The organism is Janthinobacterium sp. 35 (assembly GCF_002754575.1).
Taxonomy (GTDB): Bacteria; Pseudomonadota; Gammaproteobacteria; order Burkholderiales; family Burkholderiaceae_D; genus Janthinobacterium; species Janthinobacterium tructae.
In genome coordinates this window covers 1,519,398-1,543,327 of sequence record NZ_PEFN01000001.1, presented here as the reverse complement: position 1 = coordinate 1,543,327, position 23,930 = coordinate 1,519,398, and the positions used below count along the sequence as shown (strand labels likewise).

At 64.1% G+C, this 23,930-nt stretch carries 23 protein-coding genes; 14 read left to right on the top strand and 9 right to left on the bottom strand.

The window, feature by feature from the left end:
• Window positions 1-6: 6 nt before the first annotated feature.
• Window positions 7-945: a LysR substrate-binding domain-containing protein gene (locus CLU93_RS06925; RefSeq protein ID WP_071079255.1), complete on the bottom strand. Its 939-nt coding sequence runs from the start codon at window positions 943-945 to the stop codon at window positions 7-9.
• Between the two features lie 131 nt (window positions 946-1,076).
• Between CLU93_RS06925 and CLU93_RS06920 the strand changes: the two genes are divergently transcribed.
• From CLU93_RS06920 to CLU93_RS06855, 14 genes are all read left to right on the top strand, one after another.
• A complete protein-coding gene (locus CLU93_RS06920; RefSeq protein WP_099760515.1) occupies window positions 1,077-2,303 on the top strand; it encodes a urate hydroxylase PuuD in 1,227 nt (408 codons plus the stop codon).
• Window positions 2,300-3,535 (top strand): M20/M25/M40 family metallo-hydrolase, encoded by a 1,236-nt coding sequence (locus CLU93_RS06915; RefSeq protein ID WP_099760514.1) that lies wholly within the window; start codon window positions 2,300-2,302, stop codon window positions 3,533-3,535. The genes CLU93_RS06920 and CLU93_RS06915 overlap by 4 nt, the downstream gene beginning before the upstream one ends.
• Window positions 3,536-3,610: 75 nt before the next feature.
• The gene (locus CLU93_RS06910; protein WP_099760513.1) at window positions 3,611-4,525 is read left to right on the top strand and encodes a LysR family transcriptional regulator; all 915 of its coding nucleotides are present in this window, start codon (window positions 3,611-3,613) and stop codon (window positions 4,523-4,525) included.
• A gap of 177 nt (window positions 4,526-4,702) precedes the next feature.
• Window positions 4,703-5,377: an antibiotic biosynthesis monooxygenase family protein gene (locus tag CLU93_RS06905; protein ID WP_099760512.1), complete on the top strand. Its 675-nt coding sequence runs from the start codon at window positions 4,703-4,705 to the stop codon at window positions 5,375-5,377.
• Between the two features lie 108 nt (window positions 5,378-5,485).
• Window positions 5,486-6,811, top strand: coding sequence for an MFS transporter (locus CLU93_RS06900; protein ID WP_099760511.1), 1,326 nt, complete (start codon window positions 5,486-5,488; stop codon window positions 6,809-6,811).
• Between the two features lie 4 nt (window positions 6,812-6,815).
• Complete coding sequence (locus CLU93_RS06895) at window positions 6,816-7,493, top strand: DUF2848 domain-containing protein (protein ID WP_096233984.1); 678 nt, start codon at window positions 6,816-6,818, stop codon at window positions 7,491-7,493.
• 4 nt (window positions 7,494-7,497) lie between these two features.
• On the top strand, window positions 7,498-8,856 hold the full coding sequence (locus CLU93_RS06890; RefSeq protein WP_099760510.1) for an amidase: 1,359 nt from the start codon (window positions 7,498-7,500) through the stop codon (window positions 8,854-8,856).
• 90 nt (window positions 8,857-8,946) lie between these two features.
• The gene (locus CLU93_RS06885) at window positions 8,947-10,278 is read left to right on the top strand and encodes a paraquat-inducible protein A (RefSeq protein WP_099760509.1); all 1,332 of its coding nucleotides are present in this window, start codon (window positions 8,947-8,949) and stop codon (window positions 10,276-10,278) included.
• Window positions 10,271-11,911: a PqiB family protein gene (locus CLU93_RS06880; RefSeq protein WP_099760508.1), complete on the top strand. Its 1,641-nt coding sequence runs from the start codon at window positions 10,271-10,273 to the stop codon at window positions 11,909-11,911. The genes CLU93_RS06885 and CLU93_RS06880 overlap by 8 nt, the downstream gene beginning before the upstream one ends.
• A complete protein-coding gene (locus CLU93_RS06875; RefSeq protein ID WP_243420124.1) occupies window positions 11,908-12,504 on the top strand; it encodes a PqiC family protein in 597 nt (198 codons plus the stop codon). The genes CLU93_RS06880 and CLU93_RS06875 overlap by 4 nt, the downstream gene beginning before the upstream one ends.
• A gap of 47 nt (window positions 12,505-12,551) precedes the next feature.
• Window positions 12,552-12,959, top strand: coding sequence for a DUF2946 domain-containing protein (locus CLU93_RS06870; RefSeq protein ID WP_243420125.1), 408 nt, complete (start codon window positions 12,552-12,554; stop codon window positions 12,957-12,959).
• A gap of 77 nt (window positions 12,960-13,036) precedes the next feature.
• Window positions 13,037-15,160, top strand: coding sequence for a TonB-dependent receptor family protein (locus CLU93_RS06865; RefSeq protein WP_257224902.1), 2,124 nt, complete (start codon window positions 13,037-13,039; stop codon window positions 15,158-15,160).
• 8 nt (window positions 15,161-15,168) lie between these two features.
• On the top strand, window positions 15,169-16,518 hold the full coding sequence (locus CLU93_RS06860; RefSeq protein ID WP_099764273.1) for a PepSY-associated TM helix domain-containing protein: 1,350 nt from the start codon (window positions 15,169-15,171) through the stop codon (window positions 16,516-16,518).
• A 56-nt stretch (window positions 16,519-16,574) separates the two neighbouring features.
• Window positions 16,575-16,958 carry a hypothetical protein gene (locus CLU93_RS06855; protein WP_099760506.1) on the top strand — a complete coding sequence of 128 codons (384 nt, stop codon included), beginning with the start codon at window positions 16,575-16,577 and terminating at the stop codon, window positions 16,956-16,958.
• A gap of 13 nt (window positions 16,959-16,971) precedes the next feature.
• On the opposite strand, the gene pcaD is transcribed toward CLU93_RS06855, so the two are convergent.
• Genes pcaD through CLU93_RS06815 form a run of 8 tightly spaced genes read right to left on the bottom strand, consistent with a single transcriptional unit; the run spans window position 16,972 to window position 23,841 of the window.
• The gene (gene pcaD, locus CLU93_RS06850; protein WP_099760505.1) at window positions 16,972-17,754 is read right to left on the bottom strand and encodes a 3-oxoadipate enol-lactonase; all 783 of its coding nucleotides are present in this window, start codon (window positions 17,752-17,754) and stop codon (window positions 16,972-16,974) included.
• 9 nt (window positions 17,755-17,763) lie between these two features.
• On the bottom strand, window positions 17,764-18,549 hold the full coding sequence (locus CLU93_RS06845; protein ID WP_099760504.1) for a 1,6-dihydroxycyclohexa-2,4-diene-1-carboxylate dehydrogenase: 786 nt from the start codon (window positions 18,547-18,549) through the stop codon (window positions 17,764-17,766).
• A gap of 3 nt (window positions 18,550-18,552) precedes the next feature.
• Window positions 18,553-19,572 carry a benzoate 1,2-dioxygenase electron transfer component BenC gene (gene benC / locus CLU93_RS06840; protein WP_099760503.1) on the bottom strand — a complete coding sequence of 340 codons (1,020 nt, stop codon included), beginning with the start codon at window positions 19,570-19,572 and terminating at the stop codon, window positions 18,553-18,555.
• A 27-nt stretch (window positions 19,573-19,599) separates the two neighbouring features.
• Window positions 19,600-20,091, bottom strand: a complete 492-nt coding sequence (gene benB, locus CLU93_RS06835; protein ID WP_099760502.1) for a benzoate 1,2-dioxygenase small subunit — start codon at window positions 20,089-20,091, stop codon at window positions 19,600-19,602.
• The gene (benA, locus tag CLU93_RS06830) at window positions 20,088-21,464 is read right to left on the bottom strand and encodes a benzoate 1,2-dioxygenase large subunit (protein WP_099760501.1); all 1,377 of its coding nucleotides are present in this window, start codon (window positions 21,462-21,464) and stop codon (window positions 20,088-20,090) included. The genes benB and benA overlap by 4 nt, the downstream gene beginning before the upstream one ends.
• Before the next feature lie 10 nt (window positions 21,465-21,474).
• Window positions 21,475-22,395 (bottom strand): catechol 1,2-dioxygenase, encoded by a 921-nt coding sequence (catA, locus tag CLU93_RS06825; RefSeq protein ID WP_099760500.1) that lies wholly within the window; start codon window positions 22,393-22,395, stop codon window positions 21,475-21,477.
• Between the two features lie 35 nt (window positions 22,396-22,430).
• Window positions 22,431-22,721: a muconolactone Delta-isomerase gene (gene catC, locus CLU93_RS06820; protein WP_099760499.1), complete on the bottom strand. Its 291-nt coding sequence runs from the start codon at window positions 22,719-22,721 to the stop codon at window positions 22,431-22,433.
• A 10-nt stretch (window positions 22,722-22,731) separates the two neighbouring features.
• Window positions 22,732-23,841, bottom strand: a complete 1,110-nt coding sequence (locus CLU93_RS06815; protein ID WP_099760498.1) for a muconate/chloromuconate family cycloisomerase — start codon at window positions 23,839-23,841, stop codon at window positions 22,732-22,734.
• Window positions 23,842-23,930: the final 89 nt, after the last annotated feature.

The window sequence follows — 23,930 nt, the reverse complement described above, 5'->3', positions numbered from 1 at the left end:
TAGCGGCTATCGCTGTACCAGCGCCTTGGCCGCCGCGCTGACCTGGTCGCGCAGCCATTTGTGCTCGGGCGCCTGGTGCACGCGCTGGTGCCACAACTGGTAAAAGCGCATCGGCGGGAATTTCAAGGGCACGGTATACGTTTTCAGCGGCAGGGTCTTTTCATAGAAGCGCATGAACTGGCGGCCCGTGGTGAGTACCAGGTCCGTCTGCGTCAGCATGTAGGGGATCAGGCCGAAATATGCCGATTCCACCACCACGTTGCGCTGCAGGTTTTGCCGTTCGAGGAAGGAATCGATCACGCCGTGGTAGCCCGGCATCATCTGCGACGGCGCCACGTGGGGCAGGCTCAGATAATCGTCGAGCGTCATGGCGTCGCTGGCCGTGCGCCGCGCATAGGCGTTTTCCGCATGCATGGCGCAGACGATGGGATCTTCGAACAGCTTCGAAATGTGCAGATGGGCGGGCGGTTCATCCCAGTTAGCGATGACCAGATCCAGACCCCCGTCGGAGAGTTGCCGGATATGATCGATGCCCGGTCCCAGGCTGTGCAGCACGACGCGGCTTTTCGGCGAACCGCGGCGCAACTGGGCCACCACATTGGGCAGGAACTGGCTGTCCAGGTAGTCGGGCGCTGCGATATGGAAGGTGCGTGCCTCTTCCTGCGCCACGAACGGCGTCTTCTTGATGAACAGGCTCTCCGTCTGGTCGAGGATGCGCTTGGCCGGATTGAGCAGGCTTTCGCCATGCTGGGTGGGCACCATGCCGCGCGCGCCGCGCACCAGCAGCGGGTCGCCCGTGAGCTCGCGCAGCTTGCGCAAGGAGGCGGAAATCGACGGCTGCGGCTGATTGAGTTTCAGCGCTACGCGCGAGACATTCTTTTCCACCAGCAGCAGGTAGAGGATGCGGATCAGGTGCAGGTCGAGGTGTTGCGGCAGGCTGGACATGTGGCGGCGGCTCTGTTGTATATCGATTTGAATATGTCAAATATACGATATTTTTCATGTGAAGGGCGGTAATTCCGTTTATCTTGTGTAGATTGGCACGAATATGGGTTCGGTCTGACTAGAGGAAATTTATGGAAGTATTTGCCTATCTGATTCCGTACGGCCTGGAGTGGCTGAACCTGATCGTCCGCTGGCTGCACGTCATCACGGGCATCGCCTGGATCGGTGCTTCCTTTTATTTTGTCTGGCTCGACAACTCGATCCGCCCGCCTGCGCCTGGCTCCGAGCTGGCGAAGAAGGGCGTCTCTGGAGAGCTGTGGGCCGTGCATGGCGGCGGCTTCTATAACCCGCAAAAATACCTGCTGGCGCCCGCCGAACTGCCGAAGGAGCTGCACTGGTTCAAATGGGAAGCGTATTCCACCTGGTTGTCCGGCTTTGCGCTGCTGACGATTGCCTATTATTTCAATGCCCAGGCCATGATGATCGACAAGGCCGTGGCCGATATCTCCAGCGGCCAGGCCGTCGGCATCGGCATCGCTACCCTCGTCATCGGCTGGACCGTGTACGACCTGCTGTGCCGCTCCAGGCTGGCGCAATATGAACTGTGGTTCGGCGTGACGGTGTTTGCGCTGATCGTCGGCGCCGCGTACGTGCTCACGCATTTGCTCAGCGGGCGCGCCGCCTACATCCACGTGGGCGCCATGATTGGCACCATCATGGTGGCCAATGTGCTGATGCTGATCATTCCCGGCCAGCGCAAGATGGTCGAAGCCATGGCCGCCGGCAAGCTGCCCGACCCGAAGCACGGCTTGAAGGCCAAGCAGCGCAGCGTGCACAACAATTACTTTACCTTGCCGGTGCTGTTCATCATGATCAGCAACCACTACGCGATGACCTACCGCAACGATCACGCCTGGCTGGTGCTGGCGCTGATCATGGCGGCCGGCGTCTTCATTCGCCACTTCTTCAACCTGCGCCACAAGGGCCGTGTCGAGTGGCGCTATCCGGCCATCGGCGTGGCCCTGCTGCTGGCCGTCGCTATCGCCATCGCGCCGAAAGCGCCCGTGGCGGCCGCGCCGGCGGTGGACCCGGTCGCGCAGTTCAAGCGCGTGCATGCCATCATCGCCCAGCGCTGCGCCACCTGCCATTCGGCCCAGCCCACGCAAGCGGGCTTCGCCACGGCGCCGGCCGGCATGATGCTGGATAATGAAACGCAAATCCGCCAGCACGCGGCGCAAATCTACAAGCAGGCCATCGAGCTCAAAGCCATGCCGATCGGGAACCTGACCAATATGACGGAGGCCGAGCGCAGCGAATTGGGCGCCTGGCTGCAACAGACCATGCAAGGAGCAAAATGACTACGCACGCAGAAAAAATCACGGCCTGGATCGACGCACACTTCGACGAAGAAGTCGCCTTTTTACAGCAGGTGGTGCAGCAGCCGACGGATACGCCGCCCGGCAATAACGCGCCGCATGCGGAACTGGTGGCGCAGCTGTTGCAGGCATATGGCTGGCAGGCGGAAAAGCATGCGGTACCTGCGGACCAGGTCGAGGCCTATGGCATGCAGAGCATCACCAACCTGATCGTGCGCCGCCCGTACGCGGCGGGCGGGCCGACGGTGGCCCTGAACGCGCATGGCGATGTGGTACCGCCCGGCGACAACTGGACGTATCCGCCATATGGCGGCCAGATCGACGGCGGCTATATCTACGGCCGCGCGACGGCCGTCTCAAAAGGCGATTTCGCCACCTATGTGTTTGCCGCGCGCGCGCTCGAAGCGCTGGGTATTGCCTTGAAGGGCCAGCTGGAACTGCACTTTACCTATGATGAGGAATTCGGCGGCTTGCTGGGGCCGGGCTGGCTGCTGGAGCAAAATCTGACGAAACCCGATTTCGTCATCGCCGCCGGTTTCAGCTACGGCATCGTCACGGCGCACAACGCCTGCCTGCAGCTGGAAATCACTGTGCACGGCAAGTCTGGCCATGGTTCCATGCCGGAGACGGGGCATGACGCGCTGCAGGCGGCCAACAAGATCCTCAACGCCATCTACGGCCAGCTGCCGGAGCTGAAAAAGATCAAGTCAAAAGTCGCCGGCATCGATTCTCCCACCATGCTGGTGGGCCGTATCGACGGTGGCACGAATACCAATGTGGTGCCGGGCAAGGTGGTCATGAAGATGGACCGCCGCATGATCCCGGAAGAAGACCCTGTGGCGGTGGAAGCGCAGGTGCGCGCGCTGATCGAAGACGCCGTGCGGGGCGAACCTGGCATTCGCATCGAAATCCGCCGCCTGCTGCTGTCGCACGCGCTGCGGCCCTTGCCTGGTTCCGAGCAGCTGGTCGCCAGCCTGCAAAAGAATGCGCAAGCCATCCTTGGCGAGACGATTCCCGCCGTCGGCACGCCCCTGTATGCGGATGCGCGCCTGTATGGCGAACGGGGCATCCCCGCCGTGCTGTATGGCGCCGGCCCGCGCACGGTGCCCGAGTCGAACGCGAAGAAGGCCGACGAGCGCCTGGCGCTCGATGATTTGCGCAAGGCCAGCAAGATCGTCGCCCTGACCCTGCTCGACTTCCTCGGCGAAAAATAGGGCAGGGCGCTTTGGCTTACAATGGGGCGAACACTCACACTGTGAAGATGATTCCCCATTGATTGAAGAGCCAAATTGAATACCCGTTTTCTCGAAGCGTTTGTCTGGGCTGCGCGGCTGGGCAGCTTCCGCACGGCGGCCGACAAGCTGCACATCACGCAGGCGGCCATTTCCAACCGCATCGCCTCGCTGGAGCAGGATTTCGGCACGCGCTTGTTCGACCGCGACGCGCGTGAAATCCGCCTGACTTTCGCCGGGCGCAACCTGCTCGTGTACGCCGAACGCATGCTGGAATTGTGCCGCGACATGTATGCGGCCAATTCCTCGCCCGCGCAGATCACGGGTGAGGTGCGCATCGGCGTCATCGAAACCATCGTGCATACCTGGCTGATCCCGTTCCTGCAGCGCGTGCAGGAGCGCTATCCGGGCATCGAGATTCAATTGACGTCGGAATCGACGCGCCGCCTGCACGAACAGCTGCAGCAGGGCGAGCTCGATATCGCACTGCAGACGGACATGCTGACGGGCGACCATATCCGCAGCACGGGCAGCGGTGCCATTGCCATGGGTTGGGCGGGCAGAAAGGCCGACTGGCCAGACACGGGCACACCGTTCACGGTGGCGCAACTGGCGCAGCACCCGATCATCACCATGAACCGGGGATCGCAGCCGCATTCCGCATTGAAGGCGCTGTGCCAGGACCAGGGCGTGCAGTTGGGCCGCGTGCACTGCGTCAGCTCGATCTCCGCCATCGTGCGCCTGGTAAAAGCGGGCTTCGGCATCGCCGTGTTGCCGCTGGCGCCCCTGCGCGAGGAAATCGAGCAAGGCAACATCGCCCTGATTCCCTGCGCCAGCGCCCTGGCACCGCAGCGCATCGTCATCAGCTACAGCGAAGACATCACCACGGAGGCGATTCAGCTGGTGGCCATGCTGGCGTGCGAGGAAGCGGCCAGGTTCACCCTGGGGCTCGCGGAGGAGTACGGAGCTTGACGCTGTGTCGTAGGTCGGATTAGCGCCCCGGCGCGTAATCCGACAACATTGTTGGCCCGTCCCCACCGCGACCCACAAGAAAAACTTATCAGTCGCGTTCAGAATAACCCGTTTGCCAAGTGATGGCGTGCCACCTATTCTGGGTTTGCACCCACTTACAACGCAAACGGAACCATCATGACGACGTCCACCACCACCTTGCCCGGCATCCTGTTTGTCTGGACCAGCACCGACCCGGAACACGAGCTCGATTTCAACCGCTGGTACGACCGCGAACACGTGGAAGAGCGCGTGCGCATTCCCGGTTTTGTCAGCGGCACGCGCTATCAGAGCGTACGCGGTCCCCGTAAATACCTTGGCCTGTACCGCACCGACTCGCTGGACGCCTTCCAGACACCAGACTACTTCAAGGCCTTCGGCCAGCAGACGCCATGGTCGGTGACGAATCTGCAGCGCATGCTTGACCCGATGCGCCGCGTCTGCGCCATCGAGGCGGAAACGGGCATGGGCACGGGCGCCTGGCTGGCCGTGCTGCGCCTGGGGGCGCCAGCCATCGGCCAGGACGTGCAAGCCGTGGCCACCATGGCCACGCTGGGAGCGACATTGCTGCAGATCGACGGCGTGATTTCCACGCGCTTGCTGACGCCCGACGCGAAGCTGTCCGGCCCCCTGCCGGCAGAGCAGAAGGAAGGCCGCGTGCTCGATCCGATCTTCCTGATCGACGCCTCGTCGGAAAGCGCCGCACTGGCGGCAGCCAATGCCGCCAGTGCGGCGCTGGGGCTCGACGGCGAACAGGCAGCCATCCTGCAACTGTCCTGGCAACTGCGCGAGGCGGACCTGCACGCTGCCTGACGCGCACGCGCGCATCTTGCCGGCACGGATAACACGAGACACGGGCCACGGCACAGGGCAAAGCATCCTGCGCCGGGCCTGCAATAAAACTGACGAGAGAGGTAGGCAATGACCACATATACAACGGCAAGCGCAGCGCATCCGGCGGCCCAGGCACCGGGCGACAAGTCCAAGACGGGCCGCCTGGCCACGGCCAGCATGGTCGGCACGACCCTGGAATGGTATGACTTCACCGTCTATAACACCATGGCCGCGCTGATCTTCAACCATCTGTTCTTCCCTTCATTCGATCCGCTGACGGGTACCATCCTGGCCTTTTCCACGTATGCAGTCGGTTATATCTCGCGTCCCATCGGTGGCGTGATCTTCGGCCACCTGGGCGACAAGCTGGGACGCCGCTGGGTGCTGGTGGTCACCCTGATGCTGATGGGCGTGACGACGGGCCTGATGGGCCTCTTGCCCACGTATGCCACGGCCGGCATCTGGAGCCCGGTCTTGCTGGTGGCGCTGCGCTTCGTGCAGGGCATCGCACTGGGTGGCGAATGGGCCGGCGCCGTGCTGATCTCCGTCGAACACGGGGCAGCGGACAAGCGCGGCCGCAACGCCTCGTGGACGCAGGTGGGACCTTCGTTCGGCACCCTGCTGGCGACGGGCTGCATCGGCCTGATCACCTATCTGCTGCCGCATGAAGCGTTCATGGACTGGGGCTGGCGCATGCCATTCATCGCCAGCCTGCTGCTGGTGGCCTTCGGCATGTGGATACGCAGCGGCATCGAGGAAACCCCGCTGTTCAAGGAGCTCGACCAGCAGGACGCCAAGGCCGAAGCGCCGATCGGCGACGTGCTGCGCATCTACTGGCGCCGTCTGTTGATCGCCGGCGGCGTGCGCATCGGCTCGGACGTACTGTATGCGCTGGTGGTGGTGTTCACCCTGACCTATGTGACCACCGTGCTGCACCTTTCCTCGACCCTGGCGCTCACCGCCATCATGATCGGTACGGCTTGCAATGCGCTGTCGGTGCCCCTGTTTGGCGCCTTGTCGGACAAGATTGGCCGTCGCCCCGTGTATGCGCTGGGCGCCATCCTGGGCCTGGTGTGGGCGTTTGCGTTCTTCACCTTGTTGGATACGGCCAGCCCAGCCGCCATCGTCACGGCCGTCGTTGTGGGCCTGGTCATCCACGCCATCATGTACGGCCCGCAGGCGGCTTTCGTCATCGAGCAATTCCCCACCAAGGTGCGCTATGCGGGTTCCTCGCTGGCCTACACCCTGGCCGGCGTGATCGGCGGTGGCTTCGCACCCCTCGTCATCGCCAGCCTGTACCGCTCGTACAACAGCACCATGGCCGTCTCGCTGTATGTAGCGGCGGCTTTGCTGATCACCGGCGCCGCCGTTTTCGCGGCCAGAGAAACGGGCCGCGGCCCTCTTGAGGAATAACATCATGACGACATTGAGTTTTCAACTGGCAGGCCACGGCCCCGTTACCTTCGACATCGATAATCTCATCATCGCCGGCTGGACGGGCCGCGACGTGGCGATGGTCGAACACCATATCGCCGAACTAGAAGCCATCGGCGTGGCGCGCCCGAAAAGCGTGCCGACGTTTTACCGCGTGGCGGCGGCGCTGCTGTCGAGCGATGCCGCCATCGAAGTGCCGGGCCTGGATTCGTCCGGCGAGGCCGAGTTCGTGCTGTTTTCCACCGAATATGGCTTGCTGGTGGGGATAGGTTCCGACCACACGGACCGCAAGGTGGAAAGCTATGGCGTGACGGTGTCCAAGCAGATGTGCGGCAAGCCCGTGGGCGATACCCTGTGGCGCTATGCCGACGTGGCCGGCCATTGGGATCAGTTGCAGATGCGTTCCTGGCGCGAACGCGCCGGCGTACCTGCCCTGTACCAGGATGGCCCCGTGACCCGCATGCTGTCGCCGGAAGACCTGATCCTGCGCTACACGGGGCAAGCGACTCTGCCCGTGGGCAGCGCGATGTTCTGCGGCACGCAACCGATCATTGGCGAAATGGGCCATGGCGACGCGTTCGAGCTGGAGCTGTATGATCCAGCCTTGCAGCGCTGCCTGCAGCACCGCTATGCCGTGCAAACCCTGCCCGTGGAAGGATAAGAGAATGACCCAGTTGACCAAGACTATCCGCGAACTGGCCGCCGACCTGGCCGCCGGCCGCCTCACCAGCGTGGCACTGACACAGCAGATGCTGGCGCGCGCCGAGGCGCACCGGGCGCAAGGCGGCCATGCGTATGTCAGCCTCGATGGTGAACAGGCGCTGATGGAAGCGCGGGCCAGCGATGCGGCGCGCGCCGCGGGCATCGTTGCCTCGCCGCTGGCCGGCGTGCCTATTTCCATCAAGGACCTGTTCGACGTCAGGGGGCAGGTCAGCAGCGCCGCCTCGCTGGCGCTGGCCGACGCGCCGCCCGCCGGTGCCGATGCACTTGCCGTGGCGCGCCTGCGCGCGGCCGGCGCCGTCCTGCTGGGCCGCACCAACATGAGCGAATTTGCATTCTCCGGCCTGGGCTTGAATCCCCATTACGGCACGCCGCGCAATCCGCACGACCACGCGCGTGTGGCAGGCGGCTCCACCTCGGGCGGCGCCGTCACGGTGGCGTTGGACATGGCGGCCGGCGCGCTGGGCACGGACACGGGCGGCTCGATCCGCATCCCGTCCGCGTTTTGCGGCCTGACGGGCTTCAAGCCGACGGCCGCGTCCGTGCCGCTGGCCGGCACAGTGCCGTTATCTCGCTCCCTCGACTCGGCCGGCCCCATCGCACACAGTGTCGATTGCTGCGCCATTTTGTACGCAGCGTTGTCGGGCCATGACATCGGCGCGCAGGCACCAGCATTGAAAGGCTTGCGCTTCGGCGTTACCCTTGACTACGTCGGTACGCACGTGGAGCCGCAGGTGCAGCAGGCTTTCGATGCCGCGCTGGACAAATTGCGCGCGGCCGGCGCGCAGGTGGAACAGTTCGATTTCCCCGAATTGCTGGAACTGCCGGGTATCAATGGCAGCGGCGGCCTGGTGGCGGCGGAAGCGTGGCACTGGCACAAGGCCTTACTTGAAGAGAATGGCGCGCAATACGACCAGCGCGTGGCGGCGCGTATCCGCCGCGGCCAGCAGCAAGGCGCAGCGGACTACATCGACTTGCTCGATGCGCGCGCGCGCCTGATCGCCATCGCGAAGCAGCGTCTGGCGCCATTCGACGCCTGGCTGATGCCCAGCGTGGCTATTCTCGCGCCGCAGGTCGCGCCGCTGGAAGCGGATGACGCCACCTTCTTTGCCACGAACGGCCTGGTGCTGCGCAACGCCAGCGTGATCAACTTCCTCGACGGCTGCGCCTTGTCCCTGCCTTGCCATGCGGATGGCGAATTGCCTGTGGGGCTGGGCATTTGCGGCCTGGCCGGCGCCGACGATACAGTGCTGCAAATTGGCCGCGCCGTGGAGGCGCTGCTGCGGGGGCGTGGAAAAGAATAGTGCCTCAGTGCAGGAAAATGCCGGGTTTGTAATATGATAGCTGGCATTGACATGGGATAGTCGCGCTTCGGGCGCCGGCAAACTTCAACTGTGCACCGATACGACCTGATTAGCTGTCATGACTGCGGCGCGCTGTACCGCAAACGTCCGCTGCGTCCACGCGAAAAGGCGCGCTGCATCCGTTGCCGCTCGGTGCTATACCGGGGCGCGCACGCGCGCGGCGCATCGGCCGAATTGACCAAGGTGGTGGCGCTGACCCTGGGCGCCGCCTTCGTCTTCCTGATCGCCCAGTTTTTTCCCATCGTCGAACTCGACGTCAACGGCCTGACCTCCAGCGCCACCTTGCTCGGCTCCATCCGCGTGCTGTGGTCCGAGCAGATGCACATCGTGGCGACGATGGTGTTCCTGTTTACCATCCTCTTTCCCGCCATCGAACTCGCTTCCCTGCTGTATGTGGCGCTGGGCTTGCGCGGCGGCGTCAAAGTGCCGGGCTTTAACCGCGTGCTGCGCGCCGTGCAGACGGCGCGCGAGTGGGGCATGACGGAAGTGCTGATGATCGGCATCCTGATTACCGTCGTGAAGATGACCAGCCTGGCGACCGTGCTGCCGCAACCGGGGCTGTTCGCGTTTGGCGCGCTGACCCTGATGCTGGCCATCGTCGTTTCGTTTGATCCCAAGGCCCTGTGGAACCTGGGCGACGACCTGACCCGTCAAGCGCTGCCCGGCATCCGCTACAAGGCTTTCGCGCCGGGCGCGAAGATCGTGCCTTGCCACGCCTGCGGCCTGGTGGCGCCGCCTCTGGGCAAGGGCAAGCATCTGGCGTGCGTGCGCTGCGGCACGGCCCTGCACGTACGCAAACCGGACAGCATCAACCGTACCTGGGCCTTGCTGATCGCCGCCATGATCCTCTACATTCCCGCCAACCTGCTGCCCGTGATGGTGACGTATTCCCTGTTTGGCGCACAAAACGACACCATCATGAGCGGCGTGGTGCTGTTCTGGACCAGCGGCTCGAAAGGCCTGGCCATCATCATTTTCATCGCCAGCGTGGTCGTGCCGATGTTGAAACTGGGCGTGCTGGCGCTGCTGGCGTTCACGGCGCAGCGGCGTTCGCGCTGGCGGCCGCGCCAGCGCACCATCTTGTACCGCATGGTCGAATTCATCGGCCGCTGGTCCATGCTCGACATCTTTGTCGTCACCCTGACGGTGGCGCTGGTGCGCTTCAAGTCGCTGGCCGTGATCACGGCCGGACCCGGCGCGCTGGCCTTTGGCGCCGTGGTGGTGCTGACCATGCTGGCGGCGATGCAGTTCGACCCGCGCCTGATCTGGGACCCCGTCGACGGGCAGGTGCCGGGAGAGGAAGAACCCGTGGTGGTGGCAAATACCGGAAACAATACAGTTATTGGAGAACAGCATGTCTGACAAAGAAGCAGGCGACCTTGCCGAAACGGGTGGCCAGGGCGTCCCCCCGTTGCCGGAACCCGATGTGGAACAGGGCAGCCGCTGGCTGCCGTCGCTGGTATGGCTCATTCCGCTGCTGGCCGCGCTGATCGGCGCCGGCCTGGCCGCCAAGTCCATCCTCGACCAGGGACCCACGGTGACGGTCAGCTTCAAGAGCGCCGAAGGTCTGGAGCCGGGCAAGACCAAGGTCAAGTACAAGGATGTCGACATTGGCCAGGTGCGCGCCATTACCCTCGGCGAGGACTTGAGCAAGGTGCTGGTGACGATCGACATGAGCAAGGAAGCGCGGCGCTTCGCTACCGCCGATTCGCGCTTCTGGGTGGTGCGCCCGCAGATCGGTGCCAGCGGCGTGACGGGGCTGGGCACCTTGCTGTCGGGTGCCTACATCGGCGTCGACACGGGCAAGTCGGAAGCCAAAAAAGAGAACTTCGTCGGCATGGAAAACCCGCCCGCCGTGGCCGGTGACCAGAAGGGCAAGCTGTATACGCTGCATGCGGACAGCCTCGGCTCCGTCGACGTGGGCTCGCCGCTGTTCTTCCACCGCCTGCGCGTGGGCAAGGTGGTCAGCTTCGCGCTGGACAAGGATGGCAATGGCATCACCATGTCGGTCTTCGTGAACGCCCCGTACGACCAGTTCGTCGGCAAGAATGCGCGCTGGTGGCATGCCAGCGGCGTCGACGTGCGCCTCGATTCGAGCGGCTTCAAATTGAATACGCAGTCGCTGGCGGCCATGCTGGTGGGCGGCATCGCCTTCGAGGCGGAAAACGGTCGCAAGCCCGAGGAGCCCGCGCCGGCCAATACCAATTTCCGCCTGGCGGCCGACGAGGCCAGCGCCATGCGCGAACCCGATGGCGAGGCGATCACCACCGTCTTCTATTTCGACCAGTCCCTGCGTGGCTTGCAGCCTGGCGCCACGGTGGACTTCCGCGGCATCGTGCTGGGCGAGGTGCGCTCGGTGGGCATCGAATTCGATCCCGTGAAGAAGAACTTCCGCATGCCCGTCACCGTCAGTCTGTATCCGGCCCGCCTGGGCATGCGTTTCAAGACGGCCGTCGACGATGCGGAAGGCTCGGCCGGCCACCAGCTGCTCGAACGCATGGTCAGCCGCGGCTTGCGCGCGCAGCTGCGCACGGGCAACCTGCTCACCAGCCAGCTGTACATCGCGCTGGACTTCTTCCCGAAAGCGCCGAAGGTGGCGCTGGACTTGAACAGGTATCCGCTGGAAGTGCCCACCGTGCCCAATACCCTGGATGAACTGCAGACGCAGATCGCCAGCATCGCCCGCAAGCTCGATCAGGTGCCATATGCGGAGATCGGCAACAATTTGAATGCCACCATCAAGCAGGCCAATACCCTGTTCAAGCAGCTCGATGGCCAGGTGGTGCCGGAAATGCGCGATACCCTGACGGCGGCGAAGCAAACCTTTGGCACGGCCGAACAGGTGCTGCAAAAGGATTCGCCGCTGCAGTCGGACGTGCGCCAGGCCTTGCAGCAACTGACGCAAACCCTGCAATCGCTCAATGCCCTGTCGGATTATCTGGAACGTCATCCCGAGTCCCTGATCCGCGGTAAAAAAGGAGATGAAAAAAAATGATGAAACCGATTTTTTCCGCGCTGCTGGCTGGCAGCCTGCTGGGCGCCTGCTCCACGCCCCAGTCCGAGCATTTCTATACGCTCAGTGGCGGCGCCGATGCGCAGCCGGCCAAACCCGTCAAATACTATGTCGAGGTGCTGGCTGTCAGCGTGCCGCAGCAGGTGAGCCGTAACCAGTTTGTTGTGACGGCGCCGTCGGGACGCATCGAATTGCTGGAGCAGCAGCGCTGGGCGGGGCCGCTGGCCGGCGAGATCGGCCAGGCCCTGTCGACGGCCGTGACGAACGATCTGGGCGCCATCGATGTGTTCCGCACGCCGCATCCCGACAACCTGCCCGTGTACCGCATCAGCACCAATGTGCAGCGTTTCGAGTCCGTGATGGGCCAGTATGCGCTGATCGATGCCGTGTGGAGCGTGCGCCAGCTGGCCAGCAACAAGGTGGTGACTTGCCGTACGATCGCCAATGAAAAGGTGGGCGCGGGCTACGATGAACTGGTGCTGGGCCACCGCCGCGCCGTGGGCCGCATCGCCGCCGATACGGCCAGCGTGGTGCGCGCTTTTGACAACGGCAACGCCGCCTGCCCGGCATCCTGAGCCGCTTTTCGCTACCCAGTCCCGGCGGCCGCTGGTAAAATGCGGCCATGGGAATGACCTTGTTCACGCGCCGCTTTGCCGCCTGGATCGCCTGCTTTGCGATCCTGCTGGCGGCGCTCGCGCCATCGATTTCCCAGGCCGTCGCCAACGCCAAGCAGGAATCCGGCTCCGGCTGGGCGGAAATCTGCTCGGTGGCCGGCATCCGTTTTGTCCAGCTTGTGCAGGGCGATGACGGCGCCGCCGACGAAAAATCCGGTGGCAAGGCCATGCAGATGGAGCATTGCGCCTTCTGTTCCACGCATGCGGGTTCCGTCGGCCTGCCGCCCGCCAGCCCCGTGCTGCCGCTGCCCGTTGCCAGCGGTACGGCCATTTTCCCGGCGCTGTACTACCAGTCCCCATCCCCGCTGTTCATCTGGTCCACCGCGCAATCGCGCGCGCCGCCCGCCCTCGTCTAAGTCCATGCATTTTTAGTGCTTGCCCTGCGCGTCTTCCGGCGCGACGGGCAGCATCCGCACACTTATACGAGAATCACATGCACAAGAAATTATTGGTGCTGGCCGCTGCCATCACCGTGGCTTACCCGTGCGCGCGGGCGCAGCAACTTGATCAAGCGGACCATGCCATCGACACCGTCGTCGTTTCCGGTTCGCGCGCGCAATCGTGGCTGTCCGAGACGCCGCAGGCCATCGGCGTCGTCAATGCCAAAACGCTGGAACGCGACAAGCCCAAGACCATGGGCGATATCCTCAACCGTATCGCCGGCGTGTACTGGAATGACCTGGGCAATGAGCAGCACAGCATGAGCATCCGCCAGCCCATCGGCACGAATGCCGTCTACCAGTACCTGGAAGATGGCATCCCCATCCGTCCGCTGGGCGTCTTCAATCACAACTCGCTCAATGAAATGAACATGGCGGGCGCCAGCGGCGTGGAAGTGGTGAAGGGCGCTGCTTCCTCGCTGTATGGCAGCAATGCCGTCGGCGGCGCCGTCAATTTCCTGACGGCCGGCGCCAGCGCCACGCCGACGGCCAAGGTGGGCGTGCGGCGCGATAACGTGGGCGGTTTCACCCGCTACGACACCTCCGCCAGCGATACCTGGGGTCCGCTGGGATTGCGCTTTTCTCATTACAGCTCGCGCCGTTCGCGCGACAACTGGCAAGAGTACAGCTATGGCGACAAGGATTCGTTCTCGCTGCGCGCCGACTATGCGCTCAGTTCCACGTCGCAGCTGCGCGCCACCCTCGTCCACACGGATCTCGATGCGGCCATGACGGGCAGTCTGTTCGAGAATGACTACCGCAACAATCGCGGCAAGAGCCTGAACACGTTTACCTACCGCAAGGACAAGACCACGCGCATGAATCTGGCGTGGGAGGGCGCGACGACGGCCCATGGCACCAGCACCGTTACCGTGTTTACGCGCAAAAATGACCATGGGCAGATTCCCGCGTATTCCATCGGCAGCTGCGCAGGCATGCTGTGCAAGGGCGTCATCAACAACAACCACGTCGATTCGCTGGGGCTGGACGTGAAACACCAGCAGGAATTCGCGTGGCTGCGTTCGCGCCTGATTGCCGGCGTGTACGTCGACAAGAGCGACAATCCCTTTGTCAGCGATAATCTGTCCATCGTGCGCGATGCGGCCACGGGCCGCTACCTGCGCTATACGCTGGCCAATGCGTCCAATCCGCAGGGCGTGCGCGACTACCAGACGGACATTCTGAACACGGCCGTCTTCGCGCAATGGGAATTTTCTCCGCTGGCCGGCACGCGCGTGGTGCTGGGCGGACGCTCGGACGCCATTCGCTATGATTACCACAACCAGCTGGCGCCCGGCGGCAGCGTCAATTACGGCGCGCCCGACGAGTCGCGCAGCTTTTCGCATGTGAGCCCGAAGCTGGGTGCCACCTACGCCATCGGCCAGGCGGGCAGCGCGTATGCGAACGTCAGCCAGGGTTTTACGCCGCCCGAGGTGAGCCAGCTGTATGGCAAGACGGGTATCGCCGACCTGCAGCCATCCGTCTACAACAACTATGAACTGGGCTTGCGCTGGGCGTTCCTGCAGGGCCGCTTGAAACTCGACACGGCCCTGTACCGCCTCGACGGGCGCGACACCATCGTCAGCTATACGCTCTCGCCGGGCAACAGCGAAAACCGCAATGCGGGACGCACGCGCAGCGAAGGGCTGGAGCTGGGCCTGAACTACGACAGCGGCCTGTTCGACGCGCGCTTCGCCACGGCCATCGCACGCCACCGCTACCTGCGTTACCAGGTCTCCGCCAGCCTCGATTACAGCGGCCGCAGCATGCCGCAGGCGCCGCGCGACGTCACCTCGATCGAGATCGGCTACAAGCCCGTGGCCGGCGCGCGTATCGCGCTCGAAGCCGTGCACCAGGGCCGCTACTGGATGAATAACGCCAATACGGTGGAGTACAAGGGCCACGCCTTGCTGAACCTGCGCGCCAGCTACCAGCTCGCGCGCGGGCTGGAAGCGTGGGCGCAGGTGCGCAATCTGATGGACAAACGCTATGCCGATTCGGCCAGCAGCAGTTATTCGGGCACGGGCAGTTATGCACCGAACAGCCAGAACCAGTACACGCCCGGTGCGCCGCGCAGCGTGATGCTGGGCCTGGGCTATACCTTCAACGCACTGTGAGGCTGGCCATGGACGATCACACCTTTCTCATCGCACGGCGTAAAAGCCTGTACTGGCGCATCCACTTCTGGGCCGCGCTGATCGCCTCGCCGTTTGCGCTGGTGGCCACCCTGACGGGTATTTTGTATGTGTTCACGCCGCAGATCGAGGCAAGGCTGTACCAGCACCTCGACCATGTGACGCCGCAGGCGTCGATGCTGCCGCTGGACGCCGCCGTGGCGGCAGCCGAACGGGCGGCGCCGCGTGTCTGGACAGTGCAACACGTGGTGCCGCCGTTTCAACAGGACGACGCGGTGCAGGTGGCGTTCGCGCCACCCGGCGGCGCGCAGGATGAACATGCGGGCCATGGCGGACATGCCGCGCCGGTCACGCCCCCCAGGCCGAAGTTCGGCCTGCCCGCGCAAGCCATCATCGTGTATGTGAATCCGTATGACGCGCGCGTGCTGGGCAGCCTGGCCAGCAGCGAGCGCTTCGGCAACTGGGCGAAAAAACTGCATTCGCGCCTGCTGCAAAACGATGGCTGGCGCTGGATGATCGAGCTGGCCGCCAGCTGGCTGATGGTGATGCTGGTGACGGGCGTGGTGCTGTGGTGGCCGCGCGGCGCGCAATCTGGCTTGCCGAAGCGGGGCGCGCGGGGGCGCAATGGCTGGCGCCAGTGGCATGCTTTTCTCGGCGTGGCGCTCGGCATCGTCAGCGTCGTGATCCTGACGACAGGGCTGACGTGGAGCCAGCAGGCGGGCGGACGCATCCGCGCGCTGCGCGACATCAGCGGCCAGGCGCCGCCGCCCGTGCCGCGCGGTTTGCATTCGCGCGAGGAGGGCGCGCCGCTCGACTGGCAGGATGCGTGGCAGGTGGCGCGCAGCCATGCACTGGCCATCGCCGTGCAGCTGACGGCGCCGGCCAGCCAGGACGATGTGTGGCGCGCCACCATGGCCGACCGCAGCCAGCCCACCTTACGCTTCGATCTGCAATTCGACGCCTACAGCGGCAAGCCTTTGTACTATGCGGGGTGGCAGGCGCAGACGGCGTTCGGCAAGGCCACGGCCATCGGCATTCCATTTCATCGCGGGGAGTTCGGCTGGTGGAACCAGGCCTTGCTGCTGCTGTTTGGCGCCAGCGTGCTGTTCTCGCTGGTGTCGGGCTGGGTGATGTTCTTCAAGCGCCGCCCGCCAGGCTCGCTGGGCTTGCCCCGGCTGCTGCCGGGCGCCTGGACCTCGCCGTCCGCGCTGGCCTGGCTGGTGGCGGCCGGCATGTGCGCGCTGATGCCGCTGCTGCTCATTTCCGGCGGCATGCTGATGCTGCTGGAGCTGCTGCTGGCGAAATGGGGTGCGCGTATCGGCAGGGTGCGTCTGCGCTAGAATAAGGGGCGCGGCCAGGCTCGTTGCCATGGGCCGCACCCTTGCAATGGCTGAACATGATATTCATCGACTTTCCCGCCTTGTCCGCACTGGCCGCCGCGTCGGCCCTGGTGACAAAAAAATGCAGCTGCTGCACCGTGCCGCTCGATGCCTGGCAACGCCTGCCCACCTCGCTGGAGCTGGATCGGTTTGAAGAAATCGGCACCCTGCGCGAAGACCCGTACGAGGAACCGACGTTTGCCGAATACCACCCGCATGGTACGCGTTATGACAGCATCGAGGCGCCCATCGCGCCCCGTTACTATCCCGCCAACCTGAGCCAGGTGGCGCGCTGCCTGAACTGCGGCCGCCACTACCTGCGCTACAACGAGGCGGGCGGCTATTTCACGGAGCTGCGCATCCGCGCGCTGCGGCCGGCATTGCTGGCCGACGCAGCGTGATGCGTCGCCGGGTTTAGTCTGCGCGCAGGAAGTCCAGCAGTCGTCCCGTAAAGGCCAGTTCCGCTTCGATGTTCGACAGGTGCGACGCGTCGACGGTGGCCACGTCCGCATGGAAGATAGCCTGCTGCATCAGCAAGGCATCGGCGATGGTGGTGACCGGATCGAGCGTGCCGGCGATGATCAGTGTCGGTGCGGCGATGGCATGGATGGCGCCGCGCAGGTCGGCGCTGGCCAGGGCGTCGCAGCAGCTGGCATAGCCTTCGGCATCCTGGCGGCGCAACTTGTCGAGCATGGCGGCGATGGTGGCCGGGCGCGCGGCGATGAATCCCGGGCTGAACCAGCGTCCGGCCGCGCCGTCCGCGATGGCGTCGAGTCCCTCCTGGCGCACGGCGCGCGCACGGCTATTCCACCCTTCCTGTGTGCCTACCTTGCCCGCTGTATTGGCCAGCACCAGCTTGCGCAGGCGTTGCGGCGCATGGATGGCGAGCCATTGTCCGATCACGCCGCCCATCGACAGGCCGCAGAAATGCGCCTGGCCGATCCGCAGGTGGTCGAGCAGGCCTGCCACGTCCTGGCCCAGCATCTGCACGCTGTAGGGGCCGGGCGGACTGCCGGAGGCACCATGGCCGCGCGTGTCATAGCGCAGCACGTGGAAGTGCGGCGCCAGTGCTTCGGCTTGCGCATCCCACATGGACAGGTCCGTGCCCAGTGAGTTCGACAGCACTACGCAGGGTTTGTGCGGATCGCCTTCGCTGCGGTAATGCAGTGATAGTCCATTGATGTCTGCGATTGGCATATGCGCCCCTTATCCCTGATCGCCGCCACCGACAGGCAGCACGCTGCCCGTGATGTACGACGCTTCATCCGAGGCGAGAAACAGGATCGCGCCCACTTGTTCGTCGATGCTGCCATAGCGGTGCATGGCGCTGCTGGCGATGGTCTGGTCGACGATGCCCTGATACCAGCGCAGCTCTTGTTCATTGAGTGGCGTACTGTTGCGCGGAATCGCGCGTGGCGGCGCTTCCGTGCCGCCCGTGGCGACTGCATTGACGCGGATGCCGTGTTGCGCGTTTTCCAGCGCCAGGCTGGCCGTCAGCGCATTCACGCCACCTTTGGCCGCCGCGTACGGCACGCGGTAGATGCTGCGCGTGGCGATCGACGAGACATTGACGATGGCGCCGCTGCCCTGTTCCAGCATGGCCGGCAGCACCGCGCGGCAGCACCAGAGAGTGGGGAACAGCGAACGGCGGATTTCCGCTTCGATCTGTTCTTCCCGGTAGACCTCGAAAGGCTGTGCCCAGATGGTGCCGCCCACATTGTTGATCAATACGTCGATGCGGCCGAAATCGGCCATGGCCAGTTCGGCCAGCTGGCGCGCGCCTGCATAGTGTTCCAGATCTGCCTTGCAGACGCTGACGCGCGCGCCCAGGGCAATCGCTTCGGCTGCCACCTGTTCGACCAGATCGGCGCGATCAGCCAGCACCAGCTGCGCGCCTTCGCGCGCGGCGCGCAGCGCCACGCCGCGGCCTATGCCCTGCGCCGCGCCCGTTACCAGCACGACCTTGTCGGAAAATCGTTGACGATCACTCATTGTTCACGCTCCGCTGCTTGCCGAGAATTTCTCGTAGTAGAAGTTGGCGGGCGTCACACCCGTCTCATTGAGCCAGTTGCGCACCGCATCGACCATGGCGACAGGGCCGCACAGGTACACATCGACATCGCCGCCGTTCATCCATGCCGGCTCCACGTGGGCAGTCGCATAGCCCTTGCGCGCATGCGCGCTGTCGGCGGCCGCCACGCAGGTGACATAGGAGAACTGCGGATGGGCAGAGGCGATGCGGGCGAGCTGCTCCAGTTCCACCAGGTCGTGCTCATTGGTGACGGCGTACACCATGCGCACGGGCTGGGGAAAGCCGTGCGTGGCCAGGGCGCCCAGCATTGACAAAAATGGCGCGATGCCGGTACCGCCCGCCAGCAGCAGGACAGGGCGTTGCACGGGCCGCAGGTAGAAGCTGCCATAGGGACCGGCGAAGCTGGCCGCTGCGCCCGGTTGGGCCGCGTCGCTCAGGTAGCCGCTCATCTGCCCGCCAGGGACATTGCGCACCACGAACTGCGCCTGGGCCGCGCCTGGCGCGGAGCTGAACGAGTACGAGCGTGTCAGCGCGGTGCCGGGAATGGCCACGTTGACGTACTGGCCCGGCAGAAAGTCGAGCGCGGCAGGATCGGCCAGGTCGATGGCGAAGGCGATCGTCGATGGCGACAGATGCCGTACCGCTGCCACCGTGCCGGCGTGGCTGGCCACGGCCGTCTTGCAGGCGGCGGAGGTGGCCGGGATCTTCACCACGCAGTCGGAGGTGGGGCGCATCTGGCAAGCCAGGATATGGCCTTGCGCCGCTTCTTCCGGCGTCAGCGCATCCTCGATATAACTCGATGCGGGCAAGTCGTAGCTGCCCGACTCGCAGTGCCCGCGGCAGGTGCCGCAAGCGCCGTCGCGGCAATCGAGCGGGATGTTGATTTTCTGGCGATAAGCCGCATCGGACAGCTTTTCATTGTCGTTACATGAAATGAAGCGGGTGATCCCGTCTTCGAATTGCAGGGCGATGTTATGGCTCATCGTCGGTCTCCTTGCTGGTGAAGCTTGTTAAATGTGGTACACGTCGATGACCTGGTTGATGTAGTCGTTCTTCAGGACGACATACTTGTTCAGGATCAGCGGCTGTGCGCCGGAAAAGTCGATGATGTAGCGCGACATGCCGAAGTAGCTGTAGTCGCGCTTGTAGCGATGGCTCAGCGTATGCCAGTTGAAGCGCACCGTGCAGATGGCGCCGTCCTGGCTTTCCAGCTCGATGTTGGCGATGTTGTGGCTGGTGCGCGTGTCCGGCATGCTGGCGCTGGAACGCTCGGTCTTGATGCGGAAGACGCGGTCTTCCAGGCCCTGTCGGGTCGGGTAGAAGATCAGCGAAATTTCGCGCTGCGGATCGGTGACCAGGGTGTCGTCATCGTCCCAGGCCGGCATCCAGAATTGTGCATCCGGGTGGTAGCAATCGAGCCAGTCGTCCCATTGTTCGTCGTCCAGCAGGCGGCTTTCGCGGTACAGGAAACTGGCGATGTCGTGCTGCGCGATGGCGCTCATGGCTGTTCTCCCTGTGCGGCGAGGGCTTTTTTCATGACGTCGAGCCAGTAGCGGTGCTGCACCGTATACAGGCCTTCATCCTCGGTGCGCGCGCCACTCATGATTGGCGCCAGCCCGATCTCTTGCGCGGCCGCGTCGGCGCCCTCGATCCAGTGCGTGGCACCGCGGCACATGTCGTTCCATGGCATTGCGCTGCCCGCATAGCCCTGCTGGCAGGCGCGGAATTCTTCCAGGTCATCCGGTGTGGCCATGCCGCTGACGTTGAAGAAGTCTTCGTACTGGCGGATGCGCTGCGCACGCGCTGCGTCGTCCTCGCCCTTCGGCGCAATGCAGTAGATTGTGACTTCGGTCTTGTCGACGGAGATCGGGCGCAGCAAACGGATTTGTGAGCCGAACTGGTCCATCAGGTAGACGTTCGGGTACAGGCAAAGATTGCGCGAACGGCTGATCATCCAGTCCGCCGTTGGCTTGCCGAACTGGCGCGCGTAGTCCGCGTGGCGCGCGAAGTTGGGCCGATCCTGCGGATTGGCCCATTGCGTCCACAGCAGCATGTGCCCCTGTTTGAAGGCATAGAAGCCGCCGCCCTGGCGGCCCCAGTTACCCGCATCCATGGCGCGGATCTTGTCTTCGCGCTGCGCCGCCTGCTCCTTGCGGCGGTTGGTGGTGGCCGCATAGTTCCAATGCACGGCCGAGACGTGGTAGCCGTCCGCGCCATTTTCGGCCTGCAGCTTCCAGTTGCCTTCGAAGGTATAGGTGGATGCGCCGCGCAGCACTTCCAGGCCGTCCGGCGACTGGTTGACGATCATATCGATGATCTTGCCAGCCTCGCCGAGGAATTCTTCGAGTGGCGCCACATTGTCGTTCAGGCTGCCGAACAGGAAGCCCTTGTAGTTGGCGAAGCGCGCGACTTTTTTCAGGTCGTGCGAACCTTCCTTGTTGAAGCATTCCGGATAGCCCGCGTTCTCCGGGTCCTTTACCTTCAGCAGCTTGCCGCTGTTGTTGAAGGTCCAGCCGTGGAAAGGGCACGTATAGGTAGCCTTGTTGCCCCGCTTGTGGCGGCACAGCTGCGCGCCGCGATGGCTGCAGGCGTTGATGAAGGCATTCAGCTCACCTTGCCGGTTGCGCGCGATGAAGACGGGCTGGCGGCCAATGTGCGTGGTGTAGTAGTCATTGTTGTTGGCGATCTGGCTTTCATGCGCCAGGTAGATCCAGTTGCCCTCGAAGATGTGCTTCATCTCGAGTTCGAACAGGGCTTCATCGGTGAAGGCGCTGCGGTGCAGGCGATGGTCGCCCGTGGCCTGGTCCTCGACCAGCAAGGCATCGAGATCGGGCGCCGGGCTGGCGGCTGGCCGGTATGGGTGGATGGGGATCATGGCATGACCTCTAGGCGGCTGCGCGGTTGCGTTCGATTTGCGAGGTCGGTGCGGCTGCGGTTTCCGGATACAGGTGGAAGTCGAAGTCGATCGAGGCAAACGGCTGTTGCAGGTCCTTTTCGGCGATGGCTGCGGCATTGCTGACATGCGTGACGGCCGGCACCAGGCCTTCGCGGCTGGCAAAGGCGAAGTCGTCCCACAGGTAGGCATCGCCATCGATGTTGATCTGCGTGGTCAGCTGGCGCTGGCCTTCGGCGCTGATGAAAAAGTGGATGTGGGCAGGGCGCTGGCCATGGCGGCCCAGCAGGTCGAGCAGGTGCTGCGTGCTGCCATCCGGCGGACAGCCGTAGCCCTTGGGCATGATGCTGCGGAACTGATAGCGTCCCTGTGCGTCGGCGTAGATGGTGCGGCGCAGATTGAAGGATGACTGGCTCTGGTCGAAGAACGAGTAATTGCCCATCAGGTTGGCGTGCCAGACTTCAACCTTGGCGCCCGGCAGCGGCTTGCCCTGCTGGTCGTAGACGGTACCCTGCATGAACAGCACTTCAGCCTGTGCGCTTTCGCTACCGTCGTCAAGACGGGCAAAGCCTTCGCTTGCGGGGGCGCCGGCGACATACAGCGGGCCTTCGATGGTGCGCGGCGTGCCGCCTTGCAGTCCGGCCCTGGCCTCGGCTTCGTCGGCGCGGATATCCATGAAGCGCTCCAGGCCCAGGCCTGGCGCCAGCAGGCCCAGTTCATGTGCGGCGCCCGCGTTGGCAAGGAAGTCCAGGCCAGTCCAGAATTCGGCGGGCTGGATATCGAGGTCTTCCATGGCCTTGCACAGATCGCCCACGAGGCGCAGGACGATGGCCTGCACGCGTGGATGGGCCGGCCGGTCGGCGGCGTCGACGATCCAGCTTTTTACCAGGGTATCGATGTCATTGTGTGTCATGTTTGTCTCCTCTGTTGGGAATGATGCTGCGGCGGTTAAAGATCGTTGGCGCGGACCGAAGATGGATGCCGGCACAGGGGCATCACCTCGATCTGCATGTAGGGGTATAGCGGCAGCGACAGCAGCAGCGCGTGCAGCTCCTCGTTGCCGGCCACGTCGAAGATGCTGACGTTGGCATACTGGCCGGCGATGCGCCACAGATGGCGCCACTGACCCTGTTCCTGCAGGCGCTGCGCCAGCGCTTTTTCTTCCTTCTTCAGCGCGTCGGCCCGGTCGGCTGGCATGTCGGGCGGCAGTTTTACATCCATCCTCACGTGAAACAGCATGGCAATCTCCTTATTGGCGCGCCAGGCGGCGCAGTTTGTCGGTGTCTATCTGTACGCCCAGGCCGGGACCGGTGGGCACCTGCAGCATGAAGTCGCGGTAGACCAGCGGCTCACGCAGGATTTCCTCGGTCAGCAACAGGGGCCCGAACAGCTCCGTATCCCACGACAGGTCGGCAAAGGTGGCGCACAGGTGGGCGCTGGCCGCCGTGCCGATACTGCCTTCGAGCATGGTGCCGCCATACAGGCCGATGCCGGCCAGCTGTGCCACGGTGGCCACTTGCTGCGCGGGGATCAGCCCCCCCGACTGGGTAATCTTGACGGCATACACGTCGGCGCTGCCGGCGCAGGCCAGGCGGAAGGCGTCGCCGGGGCCGTGCAGCGCCTCGTCGGCCATGATGGCGACGTCGAAACGGGCAGCCAGGCGGCCCAGCGCGGCCGTGTTATCGGCGCGCACCGGTTGTTCGATCAGGTCCACGCCGCCATCCTGCAGTGCGGCGATGCCGCGCATGGCATCGAGTTCGCTCCACGCCTGGTTGACGTCGACCCGCACGCTGGCCGCGTCGCCCAGGGCGCGCTTGATGGCCAGCACATGCGAGACATCGTCAGCCACGCTGCGCGAGCCGATCTTCAGCTTGAAGATGCGGTGGCGGCGCAGTTCCAGCATCTGCTGCGCTTCGGCGATGTCCTGCGCCGTGTCGCCGCTGGCCAGGGTCCAGGCGACAGGCAGCGCATCGCGCACGCGGCCGCCCAGCAGTTCGCTCAGCGGCACACCCAGGCGCTGGCCCTGCGCATCGAGCAAGGCTGTCTCGATCGCGCATTTGGCAAAGCGGTTGCCCTGGATGGTCTTGCGCACTTTCGCCATGGCCATGGCCACACCGCTCGCCTCCATGCCGACCAGCAGGGGGGCGATATGCGTGTCGATATTTGTCTTGATGCTTTCCGGGCTCTCTTCGCCATAGTTCAGGCCACCGATGGTGGTCGCTTCGCCCCAGCCCTCGATGCCGTCGGCGCAGCGTACGCGCACCAGCACCAGCGTCTGCGACTTCATGGTGGCTACCGACATCTTGTGCGCGCGGATGGTTGGCACGTCGGCGAGGATGGTTTCTATGCTGAGTATCATATTTAATTTGTATAATGTGAGCAGGTATGTGTACGATATTCCCCGTCACCCCCCACGTCCAACACTGTTTTGGTATGGTTTCAATACTT

Excerpts from the sequence above, each read along its gene's own strand:
- CLU93_RS06925 (WP_071079255.1), bottom strand. The coding sequence starts at position 945 with ATGTCCAGCCTGCCGCAACACCTCGACCTGCACCTGATCCGCATCCTC.
- CLU93_RS06920 (WP_099760515.1), top strand. The coding sequence starts at position 1,077 with ATGGAAGTATTTGCCTATCTGATTCCGTACGGCCTGGAGTGGCTGAAC.
- CLU93_RS06915 (WP_099760514.1), top strand. The coding sequence starts at position 2,300 with ATGACTACGCACGCAGAAAAAATCACGGCCTGGATCGACGCACACTTC.
- CLU93_RS06905 (WP_099760512.1), top strand. The coding sequence starts at position 4,703 with ATGACGACGTCCACCACCACCTTGCCCGGCATCCTGTTTGTCTGGACC.
- CLU93_RS06900 (WP_099760511.1), top strand. The coding sequence starts at position 5,486 with ATGACCACATATACAACGGCAAGCGCAGCGCATCCGGCGGCCCAGGCA.
- CLU93_RS06895 (WP_096233984.1), top strand. The coding sequence starts at position 6,816 with ATGACGACATTGAGTTTTCAACTGGCAGGCCACGGCCCCGTTACCTTC.
- CLU93_RS06890 (WP_099760510.1), top strand. The coding sequence starts at position 7,498 with ATGACCCAGTTGACCAAGACTATCCGCGAACTGGCCGCCGACCTGGCC.
- CLU93_RS06880 (WP_099760508.1), top strand. The coding sequence starts at position 10,271 with ATGTCTGACAAAGAAGCAGGCGACCTTGCCGAAACGGGTGGCCAGGGC.
- CLU93_RS06875 (WP_243420124.1), top strand. The coding sequence starts at position 11,908 with ATGATGAAACCGATTTTTTCCGCGCTGCTGGCTGGCAGCCTGCTGGGC.
- CLU93_RS06870 (WP_243420125.1), top strand. The coding sequence starts at position 12,552 with ATGGGAATGACCTTGTTCACGCGCCGCTTTGCCGCCTGGATCGCCTGC.
- CLU93_RS06865 (WP_257224902.1), top strand. The coding sequence starts at position 13,037 with ATGCACAAGAAATTATTGGTGCTGGCCGCTGCCATCACCGTGGCTTAC.
- CLU93_RS06860 (WP_099764273.1), top strand. The coding sequence starts at position 15,169 with ATGGACGATCACACCTTTCTCATCGCACGGCGTAAAAGCCTGTACTGG.
- CLU93_RS06855 (WP_099760506.1), top strand. The coding sequence starts at position 16,575 with ATGATATTCATCGACTTTCCCGCCTTGTCCGCACTGGCCGCCGCGTCG.
- pcaD (WP_099760505.1), bottom strand. The coding sequence starts at position 17,754 with ATGCCAATCGCAGACATCAATGGACTATCACTGCATTACCGCAGCGAA.
- CLU93_RS06845 (WP_099760504.1), bottom strand. The coding sequence starts at position 18,549 with ATGAGTGATCGTCAACGATTTTCCGACAAGGTCGTGCTGGTAACGGGC.
- benC (WP_099760503.1), bottom strand. The coding sequence starts at position 19,572 with ATGAGCCATAACATCGCCCTGCAATTCGAAGACGGGATCACCCGCTTC.
- benB (WP_099760502.1), bottom strand. The coding sequence starts at position 20,091 with ATGAGCGCCATCGCGCAGCACGACATCGCCAGTTTCCTGTACCGCGAA.
- benA (WP_099760501.1), bottom strand. The coding sequence starts at position 21,464 with ATGATCCCCATCCACCCATACCGGCCAGCCGCCAGCCCGGCGCCCGAT.
- catA (WP_099760500.1), bottom strand. The coding sequence starts at position 22,395 with ATGACACACAATGACATCGATACCCTGGTAAAAAGCTGGATCGTCGAC.
- catC (WP_099760499.1), bottom strand. The coding sequence starts at position 22,721 with ATGCTGTTTCACGTGAGGATGGATGTAAAACTGCCGCCCGACATGCCA.
- CLU93_RS06815 (WP_099760498.1), bottom strand. The coding sequence starts at position 23,841 with ATGATACTCAGCATAGAAACCATCCTCGCCGACGTGCCAACCATCCGC.